The sequence below is a fragment of the Catonella sp. genome (assembly GCF_052173895.1).
Taxonomy (GTDB): domain Bacteria; phylum Bacillota; class Clostridia; order Lachnospirales; family Lachnospiraceae; genus Catonella.
The window spans coordinates 18,984-38,781 of the sequence record NZ_JBQMXS010000018.1 but is presented as its reverse complement, the minus strand read 5'-3'; the positions used below and the strand labels follow the sequence as shown (position 1 = coordinate 38,781).

At 36.4% G+C, this 19,798-nt stretch carries 21 protein-coding genes and 1 pseudogene; 21 read left to right on the top strand and 1 reads right to left on the bottom strand.

What is annotated here, in order from left to right; genetic code table 11:
- The 6 genes and pseudogenes from ACTTG8_RS05680 to recJ all read left to right on the top strand — a co-directional run.
- Nucleotides 1-263 (top strand): annotated as a pseudogene (locus ACTTG8_RS05680) (hypothetical protein); the annotation flags it as partial.
- 156 nt (nucleotides 264-419) lie between these two features.
- Nucleotides 420-650: a hypothetical protein gene (locus ACTTG8_RS05675; protein WP_442552982.1), complete on the top strand. Its 231-nt coding sequence runs from the start codon at nucleotides 420-422 to the stop codon at nucleotides 648-650.
- Nucleotides 651-1,118: 468 nt separating this feature from the next.
- Complete coding sequence (locus tag ACTTG8_RS05670) at nucleotides 1,119-1,457, top strand: cyclic-di-AMP receptor (RefSeq protein ID WP_442561152.1); 339 nt, start codon at nucleotides 1,119-1,121, stop codon at nucleotides 1,455-1,457.
- A 117-nt stretch (nucleotides 1,458-1,574) separates the two neighbouring features.
- Nucleotides 1,575-2,081, top strand: a complete 507-nt coding sequence (gene ilvN, locus ACTTG8_RS05665) for an acetolactate synthase small subunit (protein ID WP_442561151.1) — start codon at nucleotides 1,575-1,577, stop codon at nucleotides 2,079-2,081.
- 49 nt (nucleotides 2,082-2,130) lie between these two features.
- Nucleotides 2,131-3,156, top strand: a complete 1,026-nt coding sequence (gene ilvC, locus ACTTG8_RS05660; RefSeq protein WP_442561150.1) for a ketol-acid reductoisomerase — start codon at nucleotides 2,131-2,133, stop codon at nucleotides 3,154-3,156.
- A gap of 481 nt (nucleotides 3,157-3,637) precedes the next feature.
- The gene (gene recJ, locus ACTTG8_RS05655; protein ID WP_442561149.1) at nucleotides 3,638-5,398 is read left to right on the top strand and encodes a single-stranded-DNA-specific exonuclease RecJ; all 1,761 of its coding nucleotides are present in this window, start codon (nucleotides 3,638-3,640) and stop codon (nucleotides 5,396-5,398) included.
- Nucleotides 5,399-5,502: 104 nt separating this feature from the next.
- Here the strand turns inward: recJ and ACTTG8_RS05650 are convergent, their stop codons facing one another.
- Entirely contained in the window at nucleotides 5,503-6,303 is an 801-nt protein-coding gene (locus tag ACTTG8_RS05650) for a L,D-transpeptidase family protein (protein ID WP_442561148.1), read from the bottom strand.
- A gap of 236 nt (nucleotides 6,304-6,539) precedes the next feature.
- On the opposite strand from ACTTG8_RS05650, the gene ACTTG8_RS05645 reads away from it, so the two are divergent.
- From ACTTG8_RS05645 to ACTTG8_RS05575, 15 genes are read left to right on the top strand one after another with little or no spacing between them, the layout of a single operon-like run.
- Nucleotides 6,540-6,743, top strand: coding sequence for a flagellar FlbD family protein (locus ACTTG8_RS05645; RefSeq protein ID WP_442561147.1), 204 nt, complete (start codon nucleotides 6,540-6,542; stop codon nucleotides 6,741-6,743).
- A gap of 41 nt (nucleotides 6,744-6,784) precedes the next feature.
- Nucleotides 6,785-7,582: a motility protein A gene (locus tag ACTTG8_RS05640; protein ID WP_442561146.1), complete on the top strand. Its 798-nt coding sequence runs from the start codon at nucleotides 6,785-6,787 to the stop codon at nucleotides 7,580-7,582.
- A gap of 3 nt (nucleotides 7,583-7,585) precedes the next feature.
- Nucleotides 7,586-8,509 (top strand): flagellar motor protein MotB, encoded by a 924-nt coding sequence (locus ACTTG8_RS05635; protein ID WP_442561145.1) that lies wholly within the window; start codon nucleotides 7,586-7,588, stop codon nucleotides 8,507-8,509.
- A 20-nt stretch (nucleotides 8,510-8,529) separates the two neighbouring features.
- Nucleotides 8,530-9,057, top strand: a complete 528-nt coding sequence (locus ACTTG8_RS05630; protein ID WP_442561144.1) for a flagellar basal body-associated FliL family protein — start codon at nucleotides 8,530-8,532, stop codon at nucleotides 9,055-9,057.
- A 41-nt stretch (nucleotides 9,058-9,098) separates the two neighbouring features.
- Nucleotides 9,099-10,079 carry a flagellar motor switch protein FliM gene (fliM, locus tag ACTTG8_RS05625; protein WP_442561143.1) on the top strand — a complete coding sequence of 327 codons (981 nt, stop codon included), beginning with the start codon at nucleotides 9,099-9,101 and terminating at the stop codon, nucleotides 10,077-10,079.
- Between the two features lie 3 nt (nucleotides 10,080-10,082).
- Nucleotides 10,083-11,216 (top strand): flagellar motor switch phosphatase FliY, encoded by a 1,134-nt coding sequence (gene fliY / locus ACTTG8_RS05620; protein ID WP_442561142.1) that lies wholly within the window; start codon nucleotides 10,083-10,085, stop codon nucleotides 11,214-11,216.
- Between the two features lie 33 nt (nucleotides 11,217-11,249).
- Entirely contained in the window at nucleotides 11,250-11,609 is a 360-nt protein-coding gene (locus tag ACTTG8_RS05615) for a FliO/MopB family protein (protein ID WP_442561141.1), read from the top strand.
- Between the two features lie 15 nt (nucleotides 11,610-11,624).
- Complete coding sequence (fliP, locus tag ACTTG8_RS05610) at nucleotides 11,625-12,476, top strand: flagellar type III secretion system pore protein FliP (protein WP_442561140.1); 852 nt, start codon at nucleotides 11,625-11,627, stop codon at nucleotides 12,474-12,476.
- A gap of 13 nt (nucleotides 12,477-12,489) precedes the next feature.
- Complete coding sequence (gene fliQ / locus ACTTG8_RS05605; protein ID WP_442561139.1) at nucleotides 12,490-12,804, top strand: flagellar biosynthesis protein FliQ; 315 nt, start codon at nucleotides 12,490-12,492, stop codon at nucleotides 12,802-12,804.
- A gap of 19 nt (nucleotides 12,805-12,823) precedes the next feature.
- A complete protein-coding gene (gene fliR, locus ACTTG8_RS05600; protein WP_442561138.1) occupies nucleotides 12,824-13,603 on the top strand; it encodes a flagellar biosynthetic protein FliR in 780 nt (259 codons plus the stop codon).
- A 2-nt stretch (nucleotides 13,604-13,605) separates the two neighbouring features.
- Entirely contained in the window at nucleotides 13,606-14,769 is a 1,164-nt protein-coding gene (gene flhB, locus ACTTG8_RS05595) for a flagellar biosynthesis protein FlhB (protein ID WP_442561137.1), read from the top strand.
- Between the two features lie 28 nt (nucleotides 14,770-14,797).
- The gene (gene flhA, locus ACTTG8_RS05590; protein ID WP_442561136.1) at nucleotides 14,798-16,831 is read left to right on the top strand and encodes a flagellar biosynthesis protein FlhA; all 2,034 of its coding nucleotides are present in this window, start codon (nucleotides 14,798-14,800) and stop codon (nucleotides 16,829-16,831) included.
- Complete coding sequence (gene flhF, locus ACTTG8_RS05585; RefSeq protein ID WP_442561135.1) at nucleotides 16,828-18,075, top strand: flagellar biosynthesis protein FlhF; 1,248 nt, start codon at nucleotides 16,828-16,830, stop codon at nucleotides 18,073-18,075. The genes flhA and flhF overlap by 4 nt, the downstream gene beginning before the upstream one ends.
- Before the next feature lie 30 nt (nucleotides 18,076-18,105).
- The gene (locus ACTTG8_RS05580) at nucleotides 18,106-18,987 is read left to right on the top strand and encodes a MinD/ParA family protein (protein WP_442561134.1); all 882 of its coding nucleotides are present in this window, start codon (nucleotides 18,106-18,108) and stop codon (nucleotides 18,985-18,987) included.
- Between the two features lie 22 nt (nucleotides 18,988-19,009).
- Nucleotides 19,010-19,771 (top strand): flagellar brake protein, encoded by a 762-nt coding sequence (locus ACTTG8_RS05575; RefSeq protein WP_442561133.1) that lies wholly within the window; start codon nucleotides 19,010-19,012, stop codon nucleotides 19,769-19,771.
- Nucleotides 19,772-19,798 lie beyond the last annotated feature (27 nt).

Below are 19,798 nucleotides of genomic sequence, written 5' to 3'. Positions count from 1 at the left end.
TTAGGGTAATATTTGCCGGAAGAAACAAGGATAATACAGCAGATGACATAGTATGCTTTGCAATTAATACCCATTGGGAGAGGCAGGACTGTTATTTGCCTGAACTTCCACATTATTTATGTTGGCAGATTGAGACGGACTCTTCGCTTGAAATATATAAGGCAGGTTTTCCGGAGATTTGGGATAAAAAGGTTAGAACCAATGGCAATATGATTAATATGGAAGCTAGAAGCTCTATGGTTTTTTCTGTGGTTAGAGTATAAAAACAATAGTTTATAAAATAATTTTGATTTTTAAAATAAGACTTTCTATTTAAATGATGATATACTTATCATGGTGACAGAAAGTCTTATTTTTATTTAATGATACAAGTGTCAAATACTTTTGACACCCACATCATTTAATTGAGGTGAAATACTATGAGAGAAATGGAATTTAAGGTTGAAAGAAGCGGACTTTTAAAAGAAGGGGATGTAGTAAATGTAATCGAAACAGAGCTTGAAAGCTTTCGTTATTATACAATAGAGCATGCCTATGGGATGAGTGGAAACATAGCTCTTACAGAACCACTTAAAAATTTAACAGGGAAAGTAGTGAAAATGGAAGAAAAACCTATGGGATTTTATGCTACAATTGAATTTGAGGAGTAGGTAATGCAAAATTGGTAATAAATTTCACTGGTAAAAGTCAGTATAAAATGATACAATGTTCTTAATCAGCTTAGAGCAGTAGGGATAGCCTAACGGTTGCCTTTCCGGAAACGGAGAGGAGGTTGGTATGAATACATTAGAAGTGCTAACGCTTTTATTGGTTGTATTTTCAGCCTTAACATATATCGATAATCGAAAGAACCGTAAATAACAGAGAGGCTATCCTCTACGCCAATAGGGGATAGCCTATGTTCTGTTAAAAATTTAGCAAATATAAGTTTCCACTTGGTAACTGTTGGATGAACCAATATCCTTCAGCCATCTAAGTTGATTATAAACCAATCTTGCAATTTTTGCAAGTAGGTTTGGAGAAGAGGTGCTTTTGTATCTCTTCTCTTAATTGATATATTGTAAATAATTTGGATTAAAAACTGCTATAAGCAAAGTGCGAAAAAGGGGGAAAATCTTATGAAAATGGTTTATGCGATAGTACATAGTGAGGATGGAGATTCGGTAACAGAAGCTTTGATGTCAAATGGCTATATTGTTACCAAGCTTGCTACTACGGGTGGTTTTCTTAGGCGAGGCAATACTACGCTTTTGATAGGTGTAGAGGAGGACAAGGTACAGAATGTGATAGATGTAATAGTTAAGGAGTCGGGACGGAGAGAACAAATAGTATATAATCTTCCTTATTCACAGACGAGTGGTGTGCCGGTTTCGGGGTATAATGCAGTACCTACTAAGGTAGATGTGGGCGGAGCTACAATCTTTGTAATTGATGTAGAAAGGTTTGAAAAAGTTTAAGAAATATTATAACTATATGGCATAGCTGACATTCTTATCATTACTTGACTTTGACAAAGCTGATTGTTATTATTGGTAACAAGTTTCGAAATACCATAATACTAGGTAAGGAGACATATGAATAAAATTGTATTTTCCGTATTTGTAGATAATACTTCCGGTGTACTTAGCAGGGTTGCCGGGCTTTTTAGCAGAAGAGGGTTCAATATTGACAGTCTTACTGTTAGTGAGACTGAGAGGTCAATATATTCTAGGATGACCATAGTTTCTCATGGTGATGACAGTGTATTTGATCAGATTGTAAAGCAATTGGCAAAACTTGAGGATGTTAAAGAAGTTAAGGTACTTCATCCTGATAGTTCTGTAACTAGGGAACTTATACTTGTAAAGCTTAAGGCAGCTGCAGTTGAAAGACAGGCGATCATTGCGACAGCTGACATTTTTAGGGCTAAAATAGTAGATGTTTCTAATGAATCGCTTACAGTGGAACTTACAGGTAATCAGACTAAAATAGAGGCGTTTTTAAGTCTCCTTGGTAAGGATAAGATAATAGAAATGGTTCGTACGGGTGTTACAGGCCTTGAGAGAGGTTCTGAGGCACGTGGTGAAATGTGGGATGATTAATTTTTAAGGTGATGAAGAATATATTTTAATGAAAATGGAGGAATTAGCTATGTCAGATGCAAGAATATTTTATGAGAAAGACTGTAACCTTTCTTTGTTAGAGGGAAAGACTATAGCAATTATTGGTTATGGCAGTCAGGGACATGCACATGCACTTAATCTTAAAGAGTCAGGCTGTAATGTAGTTATCGGTCTTTATGAGGGTAGTAAATCTTGGGCTAAGGCTGAGGCTCAGGGGCTTAAGGTGCTTACAGCAGCTGAGGCTGCAAAGGCAGCAGATATAGTTATGATACTTATAAATGATGAACTTCAGGCTAAGCTTTATAAGGAGAGCATCAGGCCAAATCTTGTGCCGGGCAATATGCTTATGTTTGCGCATGGTTTCAATGTTCATTATGGTCTTATTACTGCTCCGGACGGAGTAGATGTTACGATGATAGCTCCTAAGGCTCCGGGACATACTGTTCGTTCTGAGTATTTAGAGGGTAAGGGAACACCTTGTTTAGTTGCTGTACACCAAGATGCTACAGGTAAGGCACTTGATATGGCACTTGCTTATGGCGCAGGTGTAGGTGGAGCAAGAGCAGGTATTCTTGAGACAACTTTTAGAACAGAGACGGAGACTGACCTTTTTGGTGAACAGGCTGTACTCTGTGGTGGTGTTTGTGCGCTTATGAAGGCTGGTTTTGAGACTCTTGTTGAGGCCGGTTATGATCCAAGGAATGCTTATTTTGAGTGTGTACATGAGATGAAACTTATAGTTGATCTTATTTATCAGTCAGGTTTTGCAGGAATGAGATATTCTATTTCAAATACTGCGGAGTATGGAGATTATATTACAGGACCTAAGATTATAACAGATGAAACAAAGAAGTCTATGAAGAAGATTCTTTCTGATATTCAGGATGGTACATTTGCTAAGGATTTCTTGCTTGATATGAGTGAGGCAGGAGGTCAGGTGCATTTTAATGCTATGAGGAAACTTCATGCTGAGCAGCCTTTAGAGCAGGTTGGTAAGGAAATAAGAGGTCTGTATAGTTGGAATAATGAGAGTGATAAGCTTATAAATAATTAAAGTAGTTTTTTGTTAGAATAAGGGTGTGGATTAATTGCTTAGGTGATTGGTTCATACCTTTTTTATTTTGATTATATGTGATTTTAGTGGACTAAGTGACGGCTTGCCCACGCCAGTAGTCCAGACTCTCTGGCATCCGCTTCGCTCCGCCTAATGCGCTCGCTTAGGCTATGGCTGTGGCAAGTCTGATTTAGGAAGGTGAAAAGAAAAGTATATTAATGGCTGTTTGCTAAGTGATAGTTCTGAATTGACTAAGTGACGGCTTGCCCACGCCAGTAGTCCAGACTCGCTCCGGCATCCGCTTCGCTACGCCTAATGCGCTCGCTTAGGCTATGGCTGTGGCAAGCCTGATTTAGGAAGGAATAAAAAAGAAAAAATATATATTGAGGTAAATTTGAGATGAAATACATTTTAGATGTGGTATAATATAAGGGTTGTAATGAAATAATGAATAATTATTTGTAGGCTTTTGGAAAATAGAGTGGAAAGGAAGAGTGTGATGAGAGGACGATGGTTTATTAAAAATATTGATGGTGACTTTGATGGGATTGCTGAAAAGTTTGGATTGGAAAAAATGGTGGCAAGGGTACTTGTTAACAGAGGTTTGAATACTGATGAAGAAATTTATGAGTATTTGAATGCAGAAGAGGGAGAACTTGCAGATCCTGCACTAATGTATGATTTGGAAAAAGCTTGTGAAATTATTAACGGAAAAATCAGAGGTGCTAAAAAGATTAGAATTATTGGGGATTATGATGTAGATGGAGTGTGTTCTACTTTTATTTTATATGATTTTTTTAGAAAGATTGGAGCAGATATAAGTTATGTTATTCCACATAGGGTACAGGATGGATATGGTATAAATATAGATATTGTAGACCAGGCAAAGGCTGATGGAATTGATACAGTAATAACTTGTGACAATGGTATAGCAGCTTATGATCAGGTAAAACATGCTAAGGAAATTGGACTTACAGTTATTATTACAGACCATCATGACATACCTATTAATAGTGCCCTACCACCTGCAGATACGGTGACAAATCCTAAGAGAGAGAATTGTAATTATCCTTTTAAGGGACTTTGTGGTGCAGCAGTAGCATATCAGCTGATAAATTGCTATGCTAGAGATTATGGAGAAGATGCTGAGTTGTTGAAACATAAAATAGAAAAGACATATTTAGAATTTGTTGCATTAGCTACAGTATGCGATGTAATGGAATTGGTAAAGGAAAATAGGATAATTGTAAAAAAAGGACTGAAGGCAATATATAATACAGAGAATATTGGGCTTAGAGCGATGCTTGAAGTTTCAGGACTTGCTGAGAAAGAAGAGATAAGAGTATATCATCTTGGTTTTATACTCGGACCTATGATTAATGCATCCGGTAGGCTTGAATCTGCTGTAAAAGCAATAAAGTTGTTTTTGGAGGACGATAGGGAGAAGGCTTTGGATGAGGCTAGGGAGCTACAAGAACTTAATAATGAGAGAAAAAGTATAACAGAGCAATCTCTAATAAGGGCAGCTGAAATAGCTGAGAGTCCGGAATACATAAATAATAAGGTTTTGGTTATTTTAGTTCCTGATTGTCATGAAAGCATTGCAGGAATAGTGGCAGGAAAAATAAAAGAAAGATTTTATAAGCCAACCTTAATATTTACTTATGCGGAAAGGGGGATAAAGGGCTCAGGGCGTTCGATAGAAGATTATAATATGGTTGAAGAAATCTCGAAATGTGAAGAGTGTTTTTCAAAGTTTGGTGGACACCCTATGGCTGCAGGTTTTTCATTAAAGGGAGAAACTATGAAAGAACAGTTGGAAGTACTTGATAGTTTGAGGAAAAAGCTTAATGAAAATACGAAGTTGACAGAAGAAGATTTAACTCCAAAGATATATTTTGATATGGAACTGCCACCGTATTACGTATCAGAAAGTTTGATTAACAATCTTTCAAGGCTTGAGCCTTATGGGCAGGGTAACAAAGCACCAACTTTTGCCAGAAGAAACCTATCAGTAAGTTCATATAGAATTCTAGGGAAAAATGAGAATGTAATGAAACTTGAACTTACAGATGGGGGAGATGGTAAGGTGTATAGTGCTATATGGTATGGAGATGCAAGGGCTTTTGAACAATATTTATTGAGCAAAGAAGAGAAGAAACTGAGTATTATATATTCTCCGGAAATAAATGAATATAGGGGGTTTAAAAATATACAGTTAAAAATAGAAGAATACAGATAAATATATTAAAGCCGCCTAAACGATATGAATCCTCTTAAGTAGATAAGGTAAATAACCAAAATCTATTTAAGGGGAATCGTATCAGAATTCAGACGGCTTTATTGTTATTCCAGTATTACAGTTGTGCTGGCTGAGGCTTTCTCACCCCATTTGTCGGTAATTGTGTATTTTATAGTATATTTTCCGGACTTATTAAAATCTATATTCTCTTCAATTTCTATATCCTGAGTTATGTCCTGTCCATCATAACCGATAGATTTAACTCCTTTTAAAAGGTCATAAGCGTAGTCATCGGAAGATAAAACTATTTTTTTAGGAACAGTTATAACAGGGACAGGTTTAACTCCGTTCCAACGGTCGGTAGGGTCGTAGCCAGTGTATTTTTTATAAGGAGCAGCCTTAGGTTTTCCTAAAGAGCCGGGATTGTCAGAAGAGTAGATAGTGACTTTAGTTCCATAAGAGCAGTTATCAAATATCCACTTGACATCTTCAACAGCAAGTCTTACACAGCCATGTGAGGCAGAAGTTCCCAGTTTTTCGTACTCACCTTTTTGCATATACCCTGCATTTAGTCTTGTATAAGGAATCGAATGAAAAAGGATAGGGCCGTTTATTCTGGTGGCATACTGTCCATAAACTCCTCCAAAAAGAGCACGCCAGCGATATTTGGTGCTGGTTCTGAAAGTTCCTAACGGAGTGTTTTTTCCACCAGTAGAACAAAGCATAGCTTTAATTGGAGAATAGGAGCCGTCTTTTTGTTTTTGGTATACGGTTACTGTATTTGTATATCTGTTAACTTTTATATGATAAGTATCTGAAGCAGCAGCAACCGGATTAATAAAACTTAAAGAAGATATCAAAAAAGTTAAAAAAAACAGATATGTTATTATTTTTTTTGTTTTCATTTTCGTATTTCTCCCTTCTAAAAATAAGCGTAAATAATTATATAAATCAAGCTATTACATATAGGGACAGTATAAATGATTACAATTAAAAAGTAAATATCCTGATATTAATTTTGTATCGATATTGATTTTTTATTATAAAATCATTATAATAAATAAAAGTGCTTTTTTTTTGTGTGCAAAAATATCTGAAAAAAAGCTAAAGTTAGTCAAAGTATGCGATATGGAGGTCATACATGATAGATGTAACAAAAATGAATGGTTCAGAGTTTACTATCAATGCTGATCTCATTGAAGTAATTGAAGAAGTTCCGGATACTATAATTACTCTTACTAACGGTAAGAAAATAATGGTTAAAGAGAGTAGGTTTCAGATTAAAAATCTTGTCAAAAGCTATAAGCATGAGATTTTTACCGGAGAAATTCTTGAAAGAGAATAATCTCCAATCACCCTTGTAAAGGGAATAAATGAGAACGGAAGGTGACTGGCTTGGATATAGCTACATTACTTGGTCTTGTAATTTCATTGGCTCTTATGGTTTATTCAATTATGGCAGATAGTCCCGCAGCTATTTTTGGATTCCTTGATTTAAACTCGGCACTCATCACTTTTGGTGGTGCATTTATGATTGTGCTTGCTTCCAGCAAGAATATTGGAGATTTTGTTGGTGGACTTAAGAGTTTCGGTCTTACAATGAAAACGCTTAACTTTAATCAGTCAGAAGTAATCAAGAGTATTATAAATCTTTCCAATATAGCAAGAAAAGATGGCTTGTTGGCTCTGGAAGAGGCTTCACAGAATATTGAGGATCCTTTTCTTAAGAAAGGTATACTGTTAATTGTAGATGGTACCGATCCGGAGTTGGTTAGGGGGATTCTTGAAACTGAAATTTCCTGTATTGAAGATAGGCATAAGAGTAAGATTGGATTTTGGGAGACATTAGGCTCTATGGGACCTGCTTGGGGTATGATTGGTACTCTGATTGGTCTTGTAAACATGCTTGCAAATCTTTCTGATCCAAGTAAAATCGGACCTGCGATGGCTATCGCACTTATTACAACATTCTACGGTTCTTTCCTTGCAAACTGGATGTGTGCTCCGGTAGCTAACAAGCTAAAGGGCAACAGTGCAGAGGAAATTATGCTTAAGGGAATAATGGTAGAGGGCATACTTTCAATTCAGGCCGGAGAGAATCCAAGAGTAATAGAAGAAAAATTAAAATCATTCTTAACACCTGCTGAAAGAGAAGCATTCTCAGAAGGTGGCGGAGAGGAATAAGATATGGCAAGGAAGAAAAAACCGGAAGAAGCTAAGGCGGGAGCACCTGAATGGATGGCGACTTTCTCTGACTTAATGAACCTGCTGCTATGCTTTTTCGTGCTTTTGTTTTCTATGAGCAGTACGGATACTGCAAAGTATAATGAGATTGTAGAGGCTGTTACTTCTTCTTTCAGTATATTTTCAGGAGGAGGCTCGGCGCTTGATCAAGGTATTCTTGTTTCAAGCGGAGTCAGTCAGTTAAATGAACTTGCGGAATATTATTCCAATCTGGCAGTTGAAAATACTGCAAAGGAAGAGGGAACGCAGGGAGGAAGTGGCAAATCGGATGCTGCAAAAAATGAGAATAATAGTACTAATAAGACGGAAGATAAAAAAGAAGAGGAAGTAAAGAAGGAAGATAGTAAAGAAGTCAGTAAGGAAGAGGCTGTAAAAAGATATAAGAAAGAACTTAAAGAAACGGCTGAAAAAAACTATGAAAAAGCATCAGAAGCTATCAATCAATTTAAGCTTAATGATATGGTAAAGCTTAAGATGGATACCTCTTATAATTACATAGGACTTAGCATAGATGGATATTTTCTTTTTGATTCCGGACAGGCAGAACTTAAAAAAGGTGCTGATTCAGTTCTTGACAAGGCAGCAGGTGTCCTTATGAAATTTAAGGATTCTAATATAGTTATTGAGGGTCATACTGATAATGTACCACAGACAAATACTGTTAAGTACAAAAATAATATGTGGCTTTCCGGTGCTAGAGCGATGGCGGTGCTTGAGTATCTTACAGATGTAGAACATATGGATCCTAGAAAACTTTCTGCAAGTGGAAAGGGTGAATATGAGCCTATAGCCACTAATAAGACAGCAGAAGGAAGACAGAAAAATAGAAGAGTTGAAATAAAAATTTTCAATAAAGTTGCTGATTAAAAAATGCTAAGGAGATTATTATGAAAAGAAATATGCTTACAATTGTTGCTATTGCCTTGAGCCTTATAAATTTGGTGCTGACAGCAGTCATTATGTTTTCGGTAGTGTCTTCAGCAAAGGCAACAAATACTTTGGTTTCAAACATAGCCTCAATTATTGACCTGGAGCTTGAGAGTAATACAACTAAAAATAAATTTGCAATGAGTGATATGGATGTAGTAAACTTTGAAGTGCCTCTTCAGATAAACCTTAAAGGTTCCGGAGATGGAAAGGATCATTATGCTGTAATTGACCAGACATCCATATATCTTATTAAGACAGCAGAAGACTATAAAACTCTTTCAGAGAGTATGAAGAATGCAGATACCAAAACAGGTTACGGCTCTACTATTGGTGAAATTGTAAATAACCAGTTTTCTCAGTATACTAAAGAGGAAGTACAAAATAATAGAGAGGCTATAAAAATGGCTGTATTAAAGGCTGTTCAAGAGAAATTTGGTACACAGACAATTGCTGAGATAGCGTTCAAGAATCTTAGATTACAGTAAGATTGACAGAAGTACAAAATAATTTAGGATGGTGAGGCTTAATGAGTGATATACTCTCACAAGAAGAGATAGATAAGCTGCTAAAGGGGATTGAGAGTGGTGATGTGGACACTAACGATCTCAAAGAAAATGATGAAAAGGTTGTAAAGGATTATGACTTTGCAAGACCTTCAAAATTTTCTAAAGATCACTTGCGTACGCTGGAATCTATATTTGAACATTATGGAAGACTTTTATCAGCTAATCTTCCAGCTTATCTTAGAAAGACTGTTCAAGTTGAGGTAAGAGGTTCAGAGGCTATTACATATCAGGAGTTTCAGAATTCTCTTTCAAATCCTGTGTTACTTGCTATAATGAATTTGCCTCCGCTTAAAGGAAGTTGTATAATGGAGATGTCCAATAACCTGGGATATACAATTATAGACAGACTTCTAGGTGGAGAAGGAAATCCTATTGAAAAAGCAAGGGATTTTTCAGAGATAGAAATAGTTGTGCTTGAGAGAATTTTAAATACTTGTACTAACTATTTGGAGGAACCATGGCATAATGTGGTTGAAATAACTCCTAATTTGCTTAGAGTAGAAACTAATGCACAATATGCACAGATTATTTCACCTCAGGAAATGACTGCTCTTATTACTCTTAGTATTAAGATTGGTACGGTTGAGGGCTTTATGAGTTTTTGTTTGCCTTTTGCTGCTCTTGAAGATGTAATGGACAGGCTTAATACTAAGTTTTGGTTCTCTGCACTTCAAGAAAGAGATGATACTAATTATGAAGAACAGATTAGTGAAATTATTGATAAAGCGCAGATACCTATTAGAGCAGTTTTAGGAAAGAGTGTGGTTTCTGTAAATGATTTTGTAAATTTACAGCCTGGAGATGTGGTAAGACTTAATGCGAAGATTGAAGATGAGTTGGATGTGTTTGTCGGGAATATGAAAAAATTTAAGGCATTGCCGGGAGCGTCATCAGGTGTATATGCACTTAGAATTACAAAAGTTATTAGGGAGGAAGAATAAGCCATGGACGGAATGCTTTCGCAGGAAGAAATAAATGCACTGCTTGGCGGTATGGGTGAAGATAGTGGTTCGGATTCTTCTGATACCTCTTCTCCAGAAGGTGTTGAGCCTTTATCAGGAGAAGAAAAAGATGCTATAGGGGAGATTTCCAATATAAGTATGGGGACTGCGGCTACAACGCTTTCGACCCTGCTTAATCAAAGAGTAAATATAACTACTCCTAATGTGTCTATAGCAAACTGGAATGATATATCAGAGTCTTATGATAGGCCATGTGTATTTATTCAGATTTCATATATTGAAGGTCTTGATGGTAATAACATTCTTATACTTAGAGAAAATGATGTTAAGATAATTACAGACTTAATGATGGGTGGAACAGGTACAGATGTAGAAAATACAGAACTTACAGAACTCCATCTATCTGCTATCTGTGAAGCTATGAACCAAATGATGGGATCAGCTGCTACTTCTATTTCATCAGTTCTTGAGAAGAAAGTGGATATAAGTCCACCTACTGCAAGTCTTATTGATTTAGATGGATCAATAGATGAAGAAGGCTTGGGAGATTTCTTAAAGGGACAGTTTGTAAAAGTCTCATTCAGACTTGAGATAGGTACGCTTATAGATAGTGAGCTTATGCAGCTCTATCCAATAGATTTTGCAAAGGAGTTGTACAGTAAATTTATGTCATCATCAGAAACAGATCAGTCAGCACCGGCTCCTCAGCCTGCACCGGCACCAGTGGCACCAGTGGCACCACAGCCAATGCCGGCTGCACCACAGCCTGTACCTATGCCGGTACAGGGGTATGCACCGGCACCAATGCAACCGGTACAGCCTGTCAATGTAGCTCCTGCTCAGTTCCAGACCTTTGATAATAGCATAAATCCGCTTATGCAACAGGAAAATATAGGTCTCATTATGGATGTTCCTCTTGAGGTAACAGTGGAACTTGGAAGGACTAATAAGACTATTAAAGAAATTCTTGATTTTTCACCGGGAACAATCATAGAACTGAATAAACTTGCAGGTGAAGCTATAGACCTCTTGGTTAACGGAAAGTATGTAGCTAAGGGCGAAGTGGTTGTAATTGAGGACAATTTTGGTATTAGAATAACGGAAATTGTGAAGTAGGATTCTCCGTAAAAGCTTTTAGATGGAGATTATATGTTTGCATTAAAAACAATGGGAACACTAGGCAGTATTGCTCAGATTTTTGGAATGCTTGTTGCATTTGCGGTTATTTTAGCTGCTGCCTATTTTGTATCTAAATATTTTGGGAAATATGCACTTAAGACGAGGGAAAACAGCAATATAAGAGTAATAGAAACTAATAGGATTGCTGCGGATAAATATTTACAGATTATAGAGGCAGGTGGAAAGTATTTCCTTATAGGAATAAGCAAATCTAACATAAGTCTCATATCTGAACTTAGTGCAGACCAAATAAAAGATTTTACCAGAAAGGAAATGGAAATATTTTCTTTTAAGGAATTTTTTGACAAGGCTAAATCAAAAGAAAAATAAGAAAAGGCTGGTAACATGAGAGAACATCCTTTATTTAAAAAGAATTTTAATTTTCTGTATCTTGGGATTGTTTTAGTGCTTGTATGTACCTCCCTTTTTTTTGTTACTCCAGCTTATGCGATAGATAACAGGACAGGGAATACAGTAGATAGGAGTTCTAATGACAGCAACAGTTTTACTACAGGAACTTCTCCTTATAATATAGGCATTAATTTAACTACGAACGGAAATCAGAGTGGTCTTGCAGCTACGCTGAGGATAGTTTTGGCACTTACTGTGCTTGGACTTGCGCCGTCTATCCTTATTTTACTTACTTCGTTTACAAGAATTATAGTAGTGTTGCATTTTGTGAGGTCTGCGCTTACGACCCAGACAACCCCACCGAATCAGGTACTTATAGGGCTTGCGCTCTTCCTTACTTGGTTTATAATGTCTCCGATTTTCATACAGATAAATACTGAGGCTATCAAACCGCTTACTGATGGTAACATAAGTTTTGAGCAGGCGTATGAAGTAGGGATAAAACCGTTGCGAACTTTTATGTATAAGCAGACCAATACCAAAGATATAAGGCTATTTCTTGATATAGCAGGTATATCTGAGGTAAATGATATGGATGAGATACCTACAAATGTGCTTATACCTGCTTTTATCATAAGTGAGCTTAGGGCAGCATTTATTATAGGTTTTTGTATTTATATTCCATTTTTAGTTATAGATATGGTAGTTTCGTCAACCTTGATGTCGATGGGTATGATGATGCTACCGCCAACTACTATTTCTATGCCGTTTAAGATTCTTCTCTTTATTATGGTAGATGGATGGGATTTAGTGATAGGAAATTTGGTTAAATCATTTGTAAAATAGATAGGAGGCAGATATGAGTGCGGATAAGGTTTTAGACATATCAAGAGAGACAGTCATGCTTATTCTAAAACTTTCTGCCCCTTTACTTTTGGCGTCACTTGTTGTCGGACTTATAATTAGCTTGATTCAGACTATTACATCAATCCAAGAGCAGACGCTTACCTTTGTGCCAAAGCTTATAGTAACAATGCTTATGCTTGTACTTACAGGAAGTTGGATGATGACGAGCCTTGCAGAATTTACCACTGAGCTTTTTTCAGGATTTGGAAATTATATTTATGAATCAACAAGTTTTATAGGATATTTTGTAATATTATTTCAAAAATAAATAATAAGAAAGTTTGGGGATGAAGATGCAGTTGCAGTTTACCGTTGAGAATTTAGAATATTTTTTATTCATAGTTACACGAGTATCTGCCTTTGTATTTACAGCTCCTTTTTTTAATTTTGGGAGTGTACCAAGGCAGCTTAAAATTGCGTTTACACTTATTTTTTCAGCATTACTTTACCTTACTCTGCCTTATACAGAAATAACTTATCCGGGAGTAGTAGGTTTTACGCTTATGGTATTTTCTGAGGCTTTGACAGGAGCATTACTTGGCTATTTTACCAATATAGTTATGACAATACTCAATTTTACAGGAAGGCTTATAGATATGGAAATAGGATTTGCAATGGTAACTATGTATGATCCTGTTTTTAAAGTAGATACTTCAGTATCAGGAAATCTTTATAACTATTTTGTGATAATTCTCCTTCTGATAGGAAATTTTCATCATTATTTTTTGAAAGCGTTTGCAGATGCTTTTAAGATAATACCTATAGGTAGGGCAGTGGTAAATGCTAATGTTGTAAATGTTATAGTGGATTTTTTGGGTAACTATTTTCTTATTGCAATGAGGCTGATGCTACCTATATATGTGGCGATGCTGCTTGTGAATGTAGTACTTGGAGTTATGGCTAAGGTAGCTCCGCAGATGAATATGTTTGTAGTAGGAATTCAGCTGAAACTTTTAGGAGGGCTTGTAGTTATGGTTCTTATGATGACTATGTTGCCGGGAGTTGCAGATTATCTTACGAGAGAAATGCAGGATGTGTTTCTTAAGGCAGTGGAGGTGCTTAAATAATAGTGAGTTTTTGGGTTGGAGATTGCAAATATGACAAAAATGCTATACAATTGAGAAGTGGACGATTTGCCTACAACCTGCAGTTTTTTGGTGAGGGCGGAGAAAAGACTGAAAAGGCAACACCTAAGAAGTTAGAGGATGCGAGAAAAGAAGGGCGAGTTGCCAGAAGTGCAGACTTAATCAATGGGTTAATGCTTTTAGTTATGTTTATTATATTTAAAATATTTGGGAATATTATGGCAAAGGGATTTTTAGAAAGCTTTGTAAAATATTACAATAAAACTTCAGATATGTCTATGGAAGTATTTGATATTAGGCAGGCATCAAGCCTTGGCAGAGAGATAATATTTGATATAATAATAGTAAGTCTTCCGGTACTGATAGGGACTTTTGTGGTTGCTTTTTTGGGTAATTTGGTACAGGTAGGATGGAAGGTAACGGGCAAACCTTTAAAACCTAAGCTTGAAAGGTTAAATCCCATTGGCGGATTTAAAAGGATGTTTTCACCGGATAAAGCAGTAGAGCTTGTCAAGTCTATACTTAAAGTGCTTGCTATTGCAATAGTTGCATATAATGAAATAAAAGACAGATGGAAGTTCATACTTAATCTGTATGATTTTGAATTTATGCAGGCAATATTAAATATTTTTGCAATTGTTTTAGATGTGGGTATTAAAATCAGTATAATATTTGTTATAATAGGACTGGCTGATTTTGGCTACCAAAAATGGAAACATTTGCGTGATTTGCGAATGACTAAACAGGAAGTTAAGGATGAAATGAAACAAAGTGAGGGAGATCCGCTTATTAAAGGACAGATAAGACAGAAGATGAGGGAAGGAGCCAGAAAGAGAATGATGCAAGACCTTCCTAAAGCAGATGTTGTAATTACTAACCCTACTCACTTTGCAGTTGCAATAAAGTATGATAAGGAGACAGCAGAAGCTCCGTATGTACTTGCTAAGGGTGCAGATTATGTAGCGGCAACTATTAGGGAAACAGCAAAAGAGCATAAGATTGAAATAGTAGAAAATAAACCTCTTGCACGTATGCTTTATTATAATGTAGAAATAGGTGATCAGATACCACCTGAACTGTATCAGATGGTTGCAGAGGTATTGGCTTATGTGTATAGTATTAGAGATAAAGAAATGTTTGTAAACTGATGATTAATGAGAGAGGAGGACAGGCTAGATGGGAAATAAAGCGAGTTTTGGGATTGGCAGTTTTGTACTTCTTTCTGTAATAATGTTTATAATTCCTATTCCAAGCGTGCTTTTGGATGTATTGCTTGCAGTCAACCTGTCTTTGGCAATGATAGTTCTTTTTAATGCAATGTTTTCTAAAGAGGCACTTGATATGTCGAGCTTTCCGACTATCTTGCTTTTTACTACAATATTTAGAATCTCGCTTAATATTTCTTCAACAAAGTTGATTCTTCGTACTGGAGATCCGGGCAATGTTGTAAGAACTTTCGGTGAGTTTGTTGGTGGTGGTGACCTTGTAGTAGGAGTTATAGTATTTTTTATTTTGGTAATAGTTCAGTTTATAGTTATAAACCAAGGTTCAGAGAGAGTTGCTGAGGTTTCTGCAAGATTCACCCTTGATGCTATGCCGGGTAAACAGATGGCTATAGATGCAGATCTTAATACAGGAGCTATTACAGATGAGCAGGCAAAAGAAAAAAGACAGAAGATTCAGGATGAGGCATCATTCTTTGGTTCAATGGATGGTGCCAGTAAGTATGTAAAGGGAGATGCTATTGCAGGTCTTATCATTTCTGTGATTAACTTTGGGGGTGGTATAGCTCTTGGAGTGATGAGGGGAATGAATGTAAATGAAGCACTTAACAGATATTCGATACTTACTATAGGTGATGGTCTAGTTTCTCAGATTCCATCTCTTCTTATCTCACTAGCAACAGGTGTGTTGGTAACTAAGGTAAGTAAGGAGGCTGATCTTGGAGATATTCTTGCAAAGCAGCTGTTTTCGATTCCGAAGGTTATGTATCTTGTAGGTACAGCACTTCTATTTTTTGGTGTGGCAACCCCTCTTAGTACGGTTATTTTTGTGCCGATGGGAGCATTTTTCATAATAGCAGGATGGAGAATGTCAACAAATCTTAATATAGAAGAAATTGAGGATGAGGTTACTGCGGAAGAAGAGGCTGCTGAGGAGGTTAGGAGGCCTGAGAATGTAAATGCCCTGTTACAGGTAGATGCAATAGAACTGGAGTTTGGATATGGTATTATTCCGCTTGCAGATGTTAATCAGGGTGGAGACCTACTTGACAGAGTTGTAATGATTAGGAGGCAGATAGCTTTAGAATTAGGCTGTGTTGTTCCAATTATTAGGTTAAGAGATAATATACAGTTAAATCCTAATCAGTATATGATTAAGATAAAGGGAGTTCCGGTAAGTGAAGGAGAAATACTGTTCGATCACTATATGGCAATGAATCCGGGATATGTTGACGAAGAAATTACGGGAATACCTACAGTAGAACCTTCTTTTAATCTGCCGGCAACCTGGATAACAGAAGCACAGAGAGAACGAGCTGAGACGCTTGGATATACTGTAGTAGATCCTCCTTCGATTATAGCAACACATATTACAGAAATAGTAAGAAGGCATATTTGGGAACTTCTTACAAGACAGGATGTACAAAATCTTATTGATAATATAAAGGATAAGGATCAGGCTCTTGTTTCTGAGCTTGTACCTAAGCTTTTGAGTGTAGGTGAAATTCAGAAAGTTCTTCAAAATCTTATAAGGGAGGGTATTTCCATAAGAGATCTTGTAAGTATTTTGGAAACTCTTGCAGATTATGCAACAACAACAAGGGATACTGATGTGCTTACAGAATATGCAAGACAGGGACTTAAGAGGGCGATATCCAATAAATATTTCCCACAGTCTGAGTCTACAAGTGTAATTACTCTTGACCCTAAGATAGAACAGGAAATTATGAATTCCGTTAAACAGACTGAGCAGGGAGCTTACTTGACAATTGATCCGGCTCTTGCTCAAAATATAATGGATTCTTTGAAAAATGAAATTGATAAGTTGGACAAATTAGGAAAGGCTCCGATAGTAATAACTTCACCAATAGTAAGGATGTACTTCAAAAAGCTTACAATGGATTATTTTACTGATCTGATAGTGCTTTCATATAACGAAGTAGAATCGAATGTTGAATTACAATCGGTAGGGATGGTAACTGTATGATAATCAAAAAATTTAAAGCAGAAACTGAGAAGGATGCTATTCTTCTTGCAAAGGAGGAACTAGGTGGGGATGCTGTAGTTATGAATATTAAAACTACAACACCGAAAGGCTTTTTTAGCTTTTTACGAAAACCGTATGTAGAAGTTACGGCAGCAATTGATGAAAATATGGAAAAAAAACCTAAGTTAGAACAAGTTCCTAATAAATTGCCGGAAAAACCTGCTGTAAATGAGGTTTCTGCTATCGAAAAAAAACTTAATGATTTACAGGGACTTCTTGAGAAACAGTTAAATGATTCTAAAATTAAAGAAATAAGGGATGTTTCAAAGGTAGTAGAACAGGCAGAAAAACAGCAGGAAGTGCATGGAGATTTTTCAGACAGTATAGACATAGATAAAAGCATAGCAGAAGATGCGGCGGCATGGGATAAGGGAGCAGGTCTGGAAAAGAAAGAAAGTAATCTTACAGCCTGTATGCAACTTATCTATAAACAGCTTAAAAATAATGAGGTGGATGAGAAATATATAAAGGAATTGACAGGTGAGATAGAAAATTCTATCAAAAAAGATGCACAGCTTGACCGTATACTTGGTGCTGTATATCAAAAACTGGTACTAAAACTTGGTCAGCCTAGTCTTATAAATATTATGCCGGGAAAGACTAAATATGTATTTTTCTTAGGACCTACAGGTGTAGGAAAGACTACTACAATAGCAAAGATAGCATCGGCTTTTAAAATTAAGGAAAAGAGGACAGTAGGGCTACTTACAGCTGATACATATAGGATAGCGGCGGTGGAGCAGCTAAGGACTTATGCTAATATTCTAGGAGTACCTTTAAGTGTAGTGTATTCTGCAGGAGAAATAGCAGAAGCAAGAAAAACTTTGGATAAGTACGAAGTTGTACTTGTAGATACTGCCGGAAGATCAGATAAAAATAAAGAACAGATAGATGAATTAAAGAGGCTTATAAGTGCGATACCGGAAGAAGACAGGGAAGTCTATTTAGTACTTTCAGCTACAACTAAGTATGGAGATTTAAATAGAATAACTGAAGTATATAAAGATATAACAAATTATAAAATTATTTTTACGAAGGTAGATGAAACGGGAACAATTGGCAATATATACAACATTCTGATGAGAACAGGCTCAGGGTTATCATATGTGACCTTTGGACAGAATGTTCCGGATGATATATGTGCGGCTGACACACAGGCAATTGCCAAACAGTTATTGTCATAAAAGCAGTAAAACTAATAGAATGGGAATAATATGGATCAGGCACAAAATTTAAGGAATATAATTAAGGCAGGCAGTGCTGTACCGGCATTGTCAAGAGTTATTACAATTACAAGTGGCAAGGGCGGTGTAGGAAAGTCGAATTTAGCTATAAATCTTGCGATTCTTTTGAGCAGAATGGGGAAAAAGACTGTAGTTTTGGACGCTGATTTTGGTCTTGCTAATATTGAGGTTATGCTTGGGGTAAGGCCACAGTATAATCTTTCCGATCTTATGTTTAGGGGAAAGTCTTTATCAGAAATAATAGCTGAAGGACCCGAAAATATAGGTTTTATTTCGGGAGGTTCAGGTATAAGGGAGATGACAAATCTTACAAAGGAACAGCTTATAAATCTGTCTGCAAGGCTTTCAGAACTTGATAGGCAGGCGGATGTTGTAATAATAGATACCGGAGCGGGAATTTCAGAGCATGTTATAGAGTTTGTAATGTCAAGTGCAGAAGTATTTTTAGTAGCGACTCCGGAGCCGACATCTATTACTGATGCTTATGCATTATTAAAAACATTGGATCATCAGCCGGAATTTGCAAGGGAGCATTGTCATATTAAACTGATAGCTAATAAGGTTGGAAACGAGAAGAACGGAAGAGAATTATTCGAAAAGCTAAGTGTTGTAGCAGATAAGTTTCTTAATATTTCTTTGGAGTATCTGGGAGCTATACCATCTGACCAAAGTGTAAGCAAGGCAATAATGAAACAACAGCCTTTGGTTACAGCCTTTCCAAATTCTCATGCAGCAAAGGCGATAGATAATATAGCTAGGATGATAACAGGACAGGAAACTATAGGAGAGCTAAAAAGAAGGGGGCTTGCAGGCATATTTTCAGAAACATTGCGCAGGACTTTAAGCAGGTAAAAGAAAGGGTGTGAGTAATATAATGGGAAAATATTCTATTTCAATTGGAGATAAGGTTGATATAATAAGGCAGGCTTATATAAGGAAAGATACAGGAGAGCCGGATGAGCTTGGGAGTAAGGTAATTGATGTAATAGATGAAGTTACATTAAAACTTATGATGCCGATGAATAAAACAATAACTGTTCCGCTTGAACTTGGTGAAGAAAGTATAATGTACTTTTATACAGCAAAGGGAATATTGACTGGAAGAACCGTTGTTTCAGAAAGGTTCTTTGAAGGTAGCCTTGCGGTGATGGTAGTCAAGCTTATCACAGAACTTGAGAAAACTCAGAGAAGGCAGTTTTACAGGCTACAATGTTCGATGAATGCCAAGTTTCACATAATGACTGATGAAGAGAAAAAGGGATTAAATGATTTTATTGGAGAAAGTAGGCTGGTAAGAGAAAATAAAAGCAGGTACATAGATTTAGTTGCCGGTAATACAAACGACTGGGATGAGTGTGTTGTAATAGATTTAAGTGGAGGCGGTGTAAAATATTTATCAGATAAGGAAATAAAGAAAAAAGAAAATGCAATTCTAGCTATAAGTCTTAAATCGGGGGAGCAGATTAAAGAATATTTTTTATTGATGACTATTATAGATTCACTTAGAAAATCGGTTGATTCTACAAAGCTAGAAATAAGAACTAAGTTTTTAGGATTGAGGGAATCTGCAAGAGATGCTATTGTAAGATTTGTATTTGAAGAAGAGCGAAGGAATAGAAATAAAGAGAACTTGTAAGATGATAGAATTTAGTATCAATGAGAG

Bases quoted from the DNA above. Each gene is read 5' to 3' on its own strand.
- fliM (WP_442561143.1), top strand. From the start codon at position 9,099: ATGAGTGATATACTCTCACAAGAAGAGATAGATAAGCTGCTAAAGGGG.
- ACTTG8_RS05575 (WP_442561133.1), top strand. From the start codon at position 19,010: ATGGGAAAATATTCTATTTCAATTGGAGATAAGGTTGATATAATAAGG.
- fliP (WP_442561140.1), top strand. From the start codon at position 11,625: ATGAGAGAACATCCTTTATTTAAAAAGAATTTTAATTTTCTGTATCTT.
- ilvN (WP_442561151.1), top strand. From the start codon at position 1,575: ATGAATAAAATTGTATTTTCCGTATTTGTAGATAATACTTCCGGTGTA.
- flhF (WP_442561135.1), top strand. From the start codon at position 16,828: ATGATAATCAAAAAATTTAAAGCAGAAACTGAGAAGGATGCTATTCTT.
- flhA (WP_442561136.1), top strand. From the start codon at position 14,798: ATGGGAAATAAAGCGAGTTTTGGGATTGGCAGTTTTGTACTTCTTTCT.
- ACTTG8_RS05635 (WP_442561145.1), top strand. From the start codon at position 7,586: ATGGCAAGGAAGAAAAAACCGGAAGAAGCTAAGGCGGGAGCACCTGAA.
- ACTTG8_RS05675 (WP_442552982.1), top strand. From the start codon at position 420: ATGAGAGAAATGGAATTTAAGGTTGAAAGAAGCGGACTTTTAAAAGAA.
- ACTTG8_RS05670 (WP_442561152.1), top strand. From the start codon at position 1,119: ATGAAAATGGTTTATGCGATAGTACATAGTGAGGATGGAGATTCGGTA.
- fliQ (WP_442561139.1), top strand. From the start codon at position 12,490: ATGAGTGCGGATAAGGTTTTAGACATATCAAGAGAGACAGTCATGCTT.
- ACTTG8_RS05630 (WP_442561144.1), top strand. From the start codon at position 8,530: ATGAAAAGAAATATGCTTACAATTGTTGCTATTGCCTTGAGCCTTATA.
- ilvC (WP_442561150.1), top strand. From the start codon at position 2,131: ATGTCAGATGCAAGAATATTTTATGAGAAAGACTGTAACCTTTCTTTG.
- fliR (WP_442561138.1), top strand. From the start codon at position 12,824: ATGAAGATGCAGTTGCAGTTTACCGTTGAGAATTTAGAATATTTTTTA.
- ACTTG8_RS05580 (WP_442561134.1), top strand. From the start codon at position 18,106: ATGGATCAGGCACAAAATTTAAGGAATATAATTAAGGCAGGCAGTGCT.
- fliY (WP_442561142.1), top strand. From the start codon at position 10,083: ATGGACGGAATGCTTTCGCAGGAAGAAATAAATGCACTGCTTGGCGGT.
- ACTTG8_RS05645 (WP_442561147.1), top strand. From the start codon at position 6,540: ATGATAGATGTAACAAAAATGAATGGTTCAGAGTTTACTATCAATGCT.
- ACTTG8_RS05650 (WP_442561148.1), bottom strand. From the start codon at position 6,303: ATGAAAACAAAAAAAATAATAACATATCTGTTTTTTTTAACTTTTTTG.
- ACTTG8_RS05615 (WP_442561141.1), top strand. From the start codon at position 11,250: ATGTTTGCATTAAAAACAATGGGAACACTAGGCAGTATTGCTCAGATT.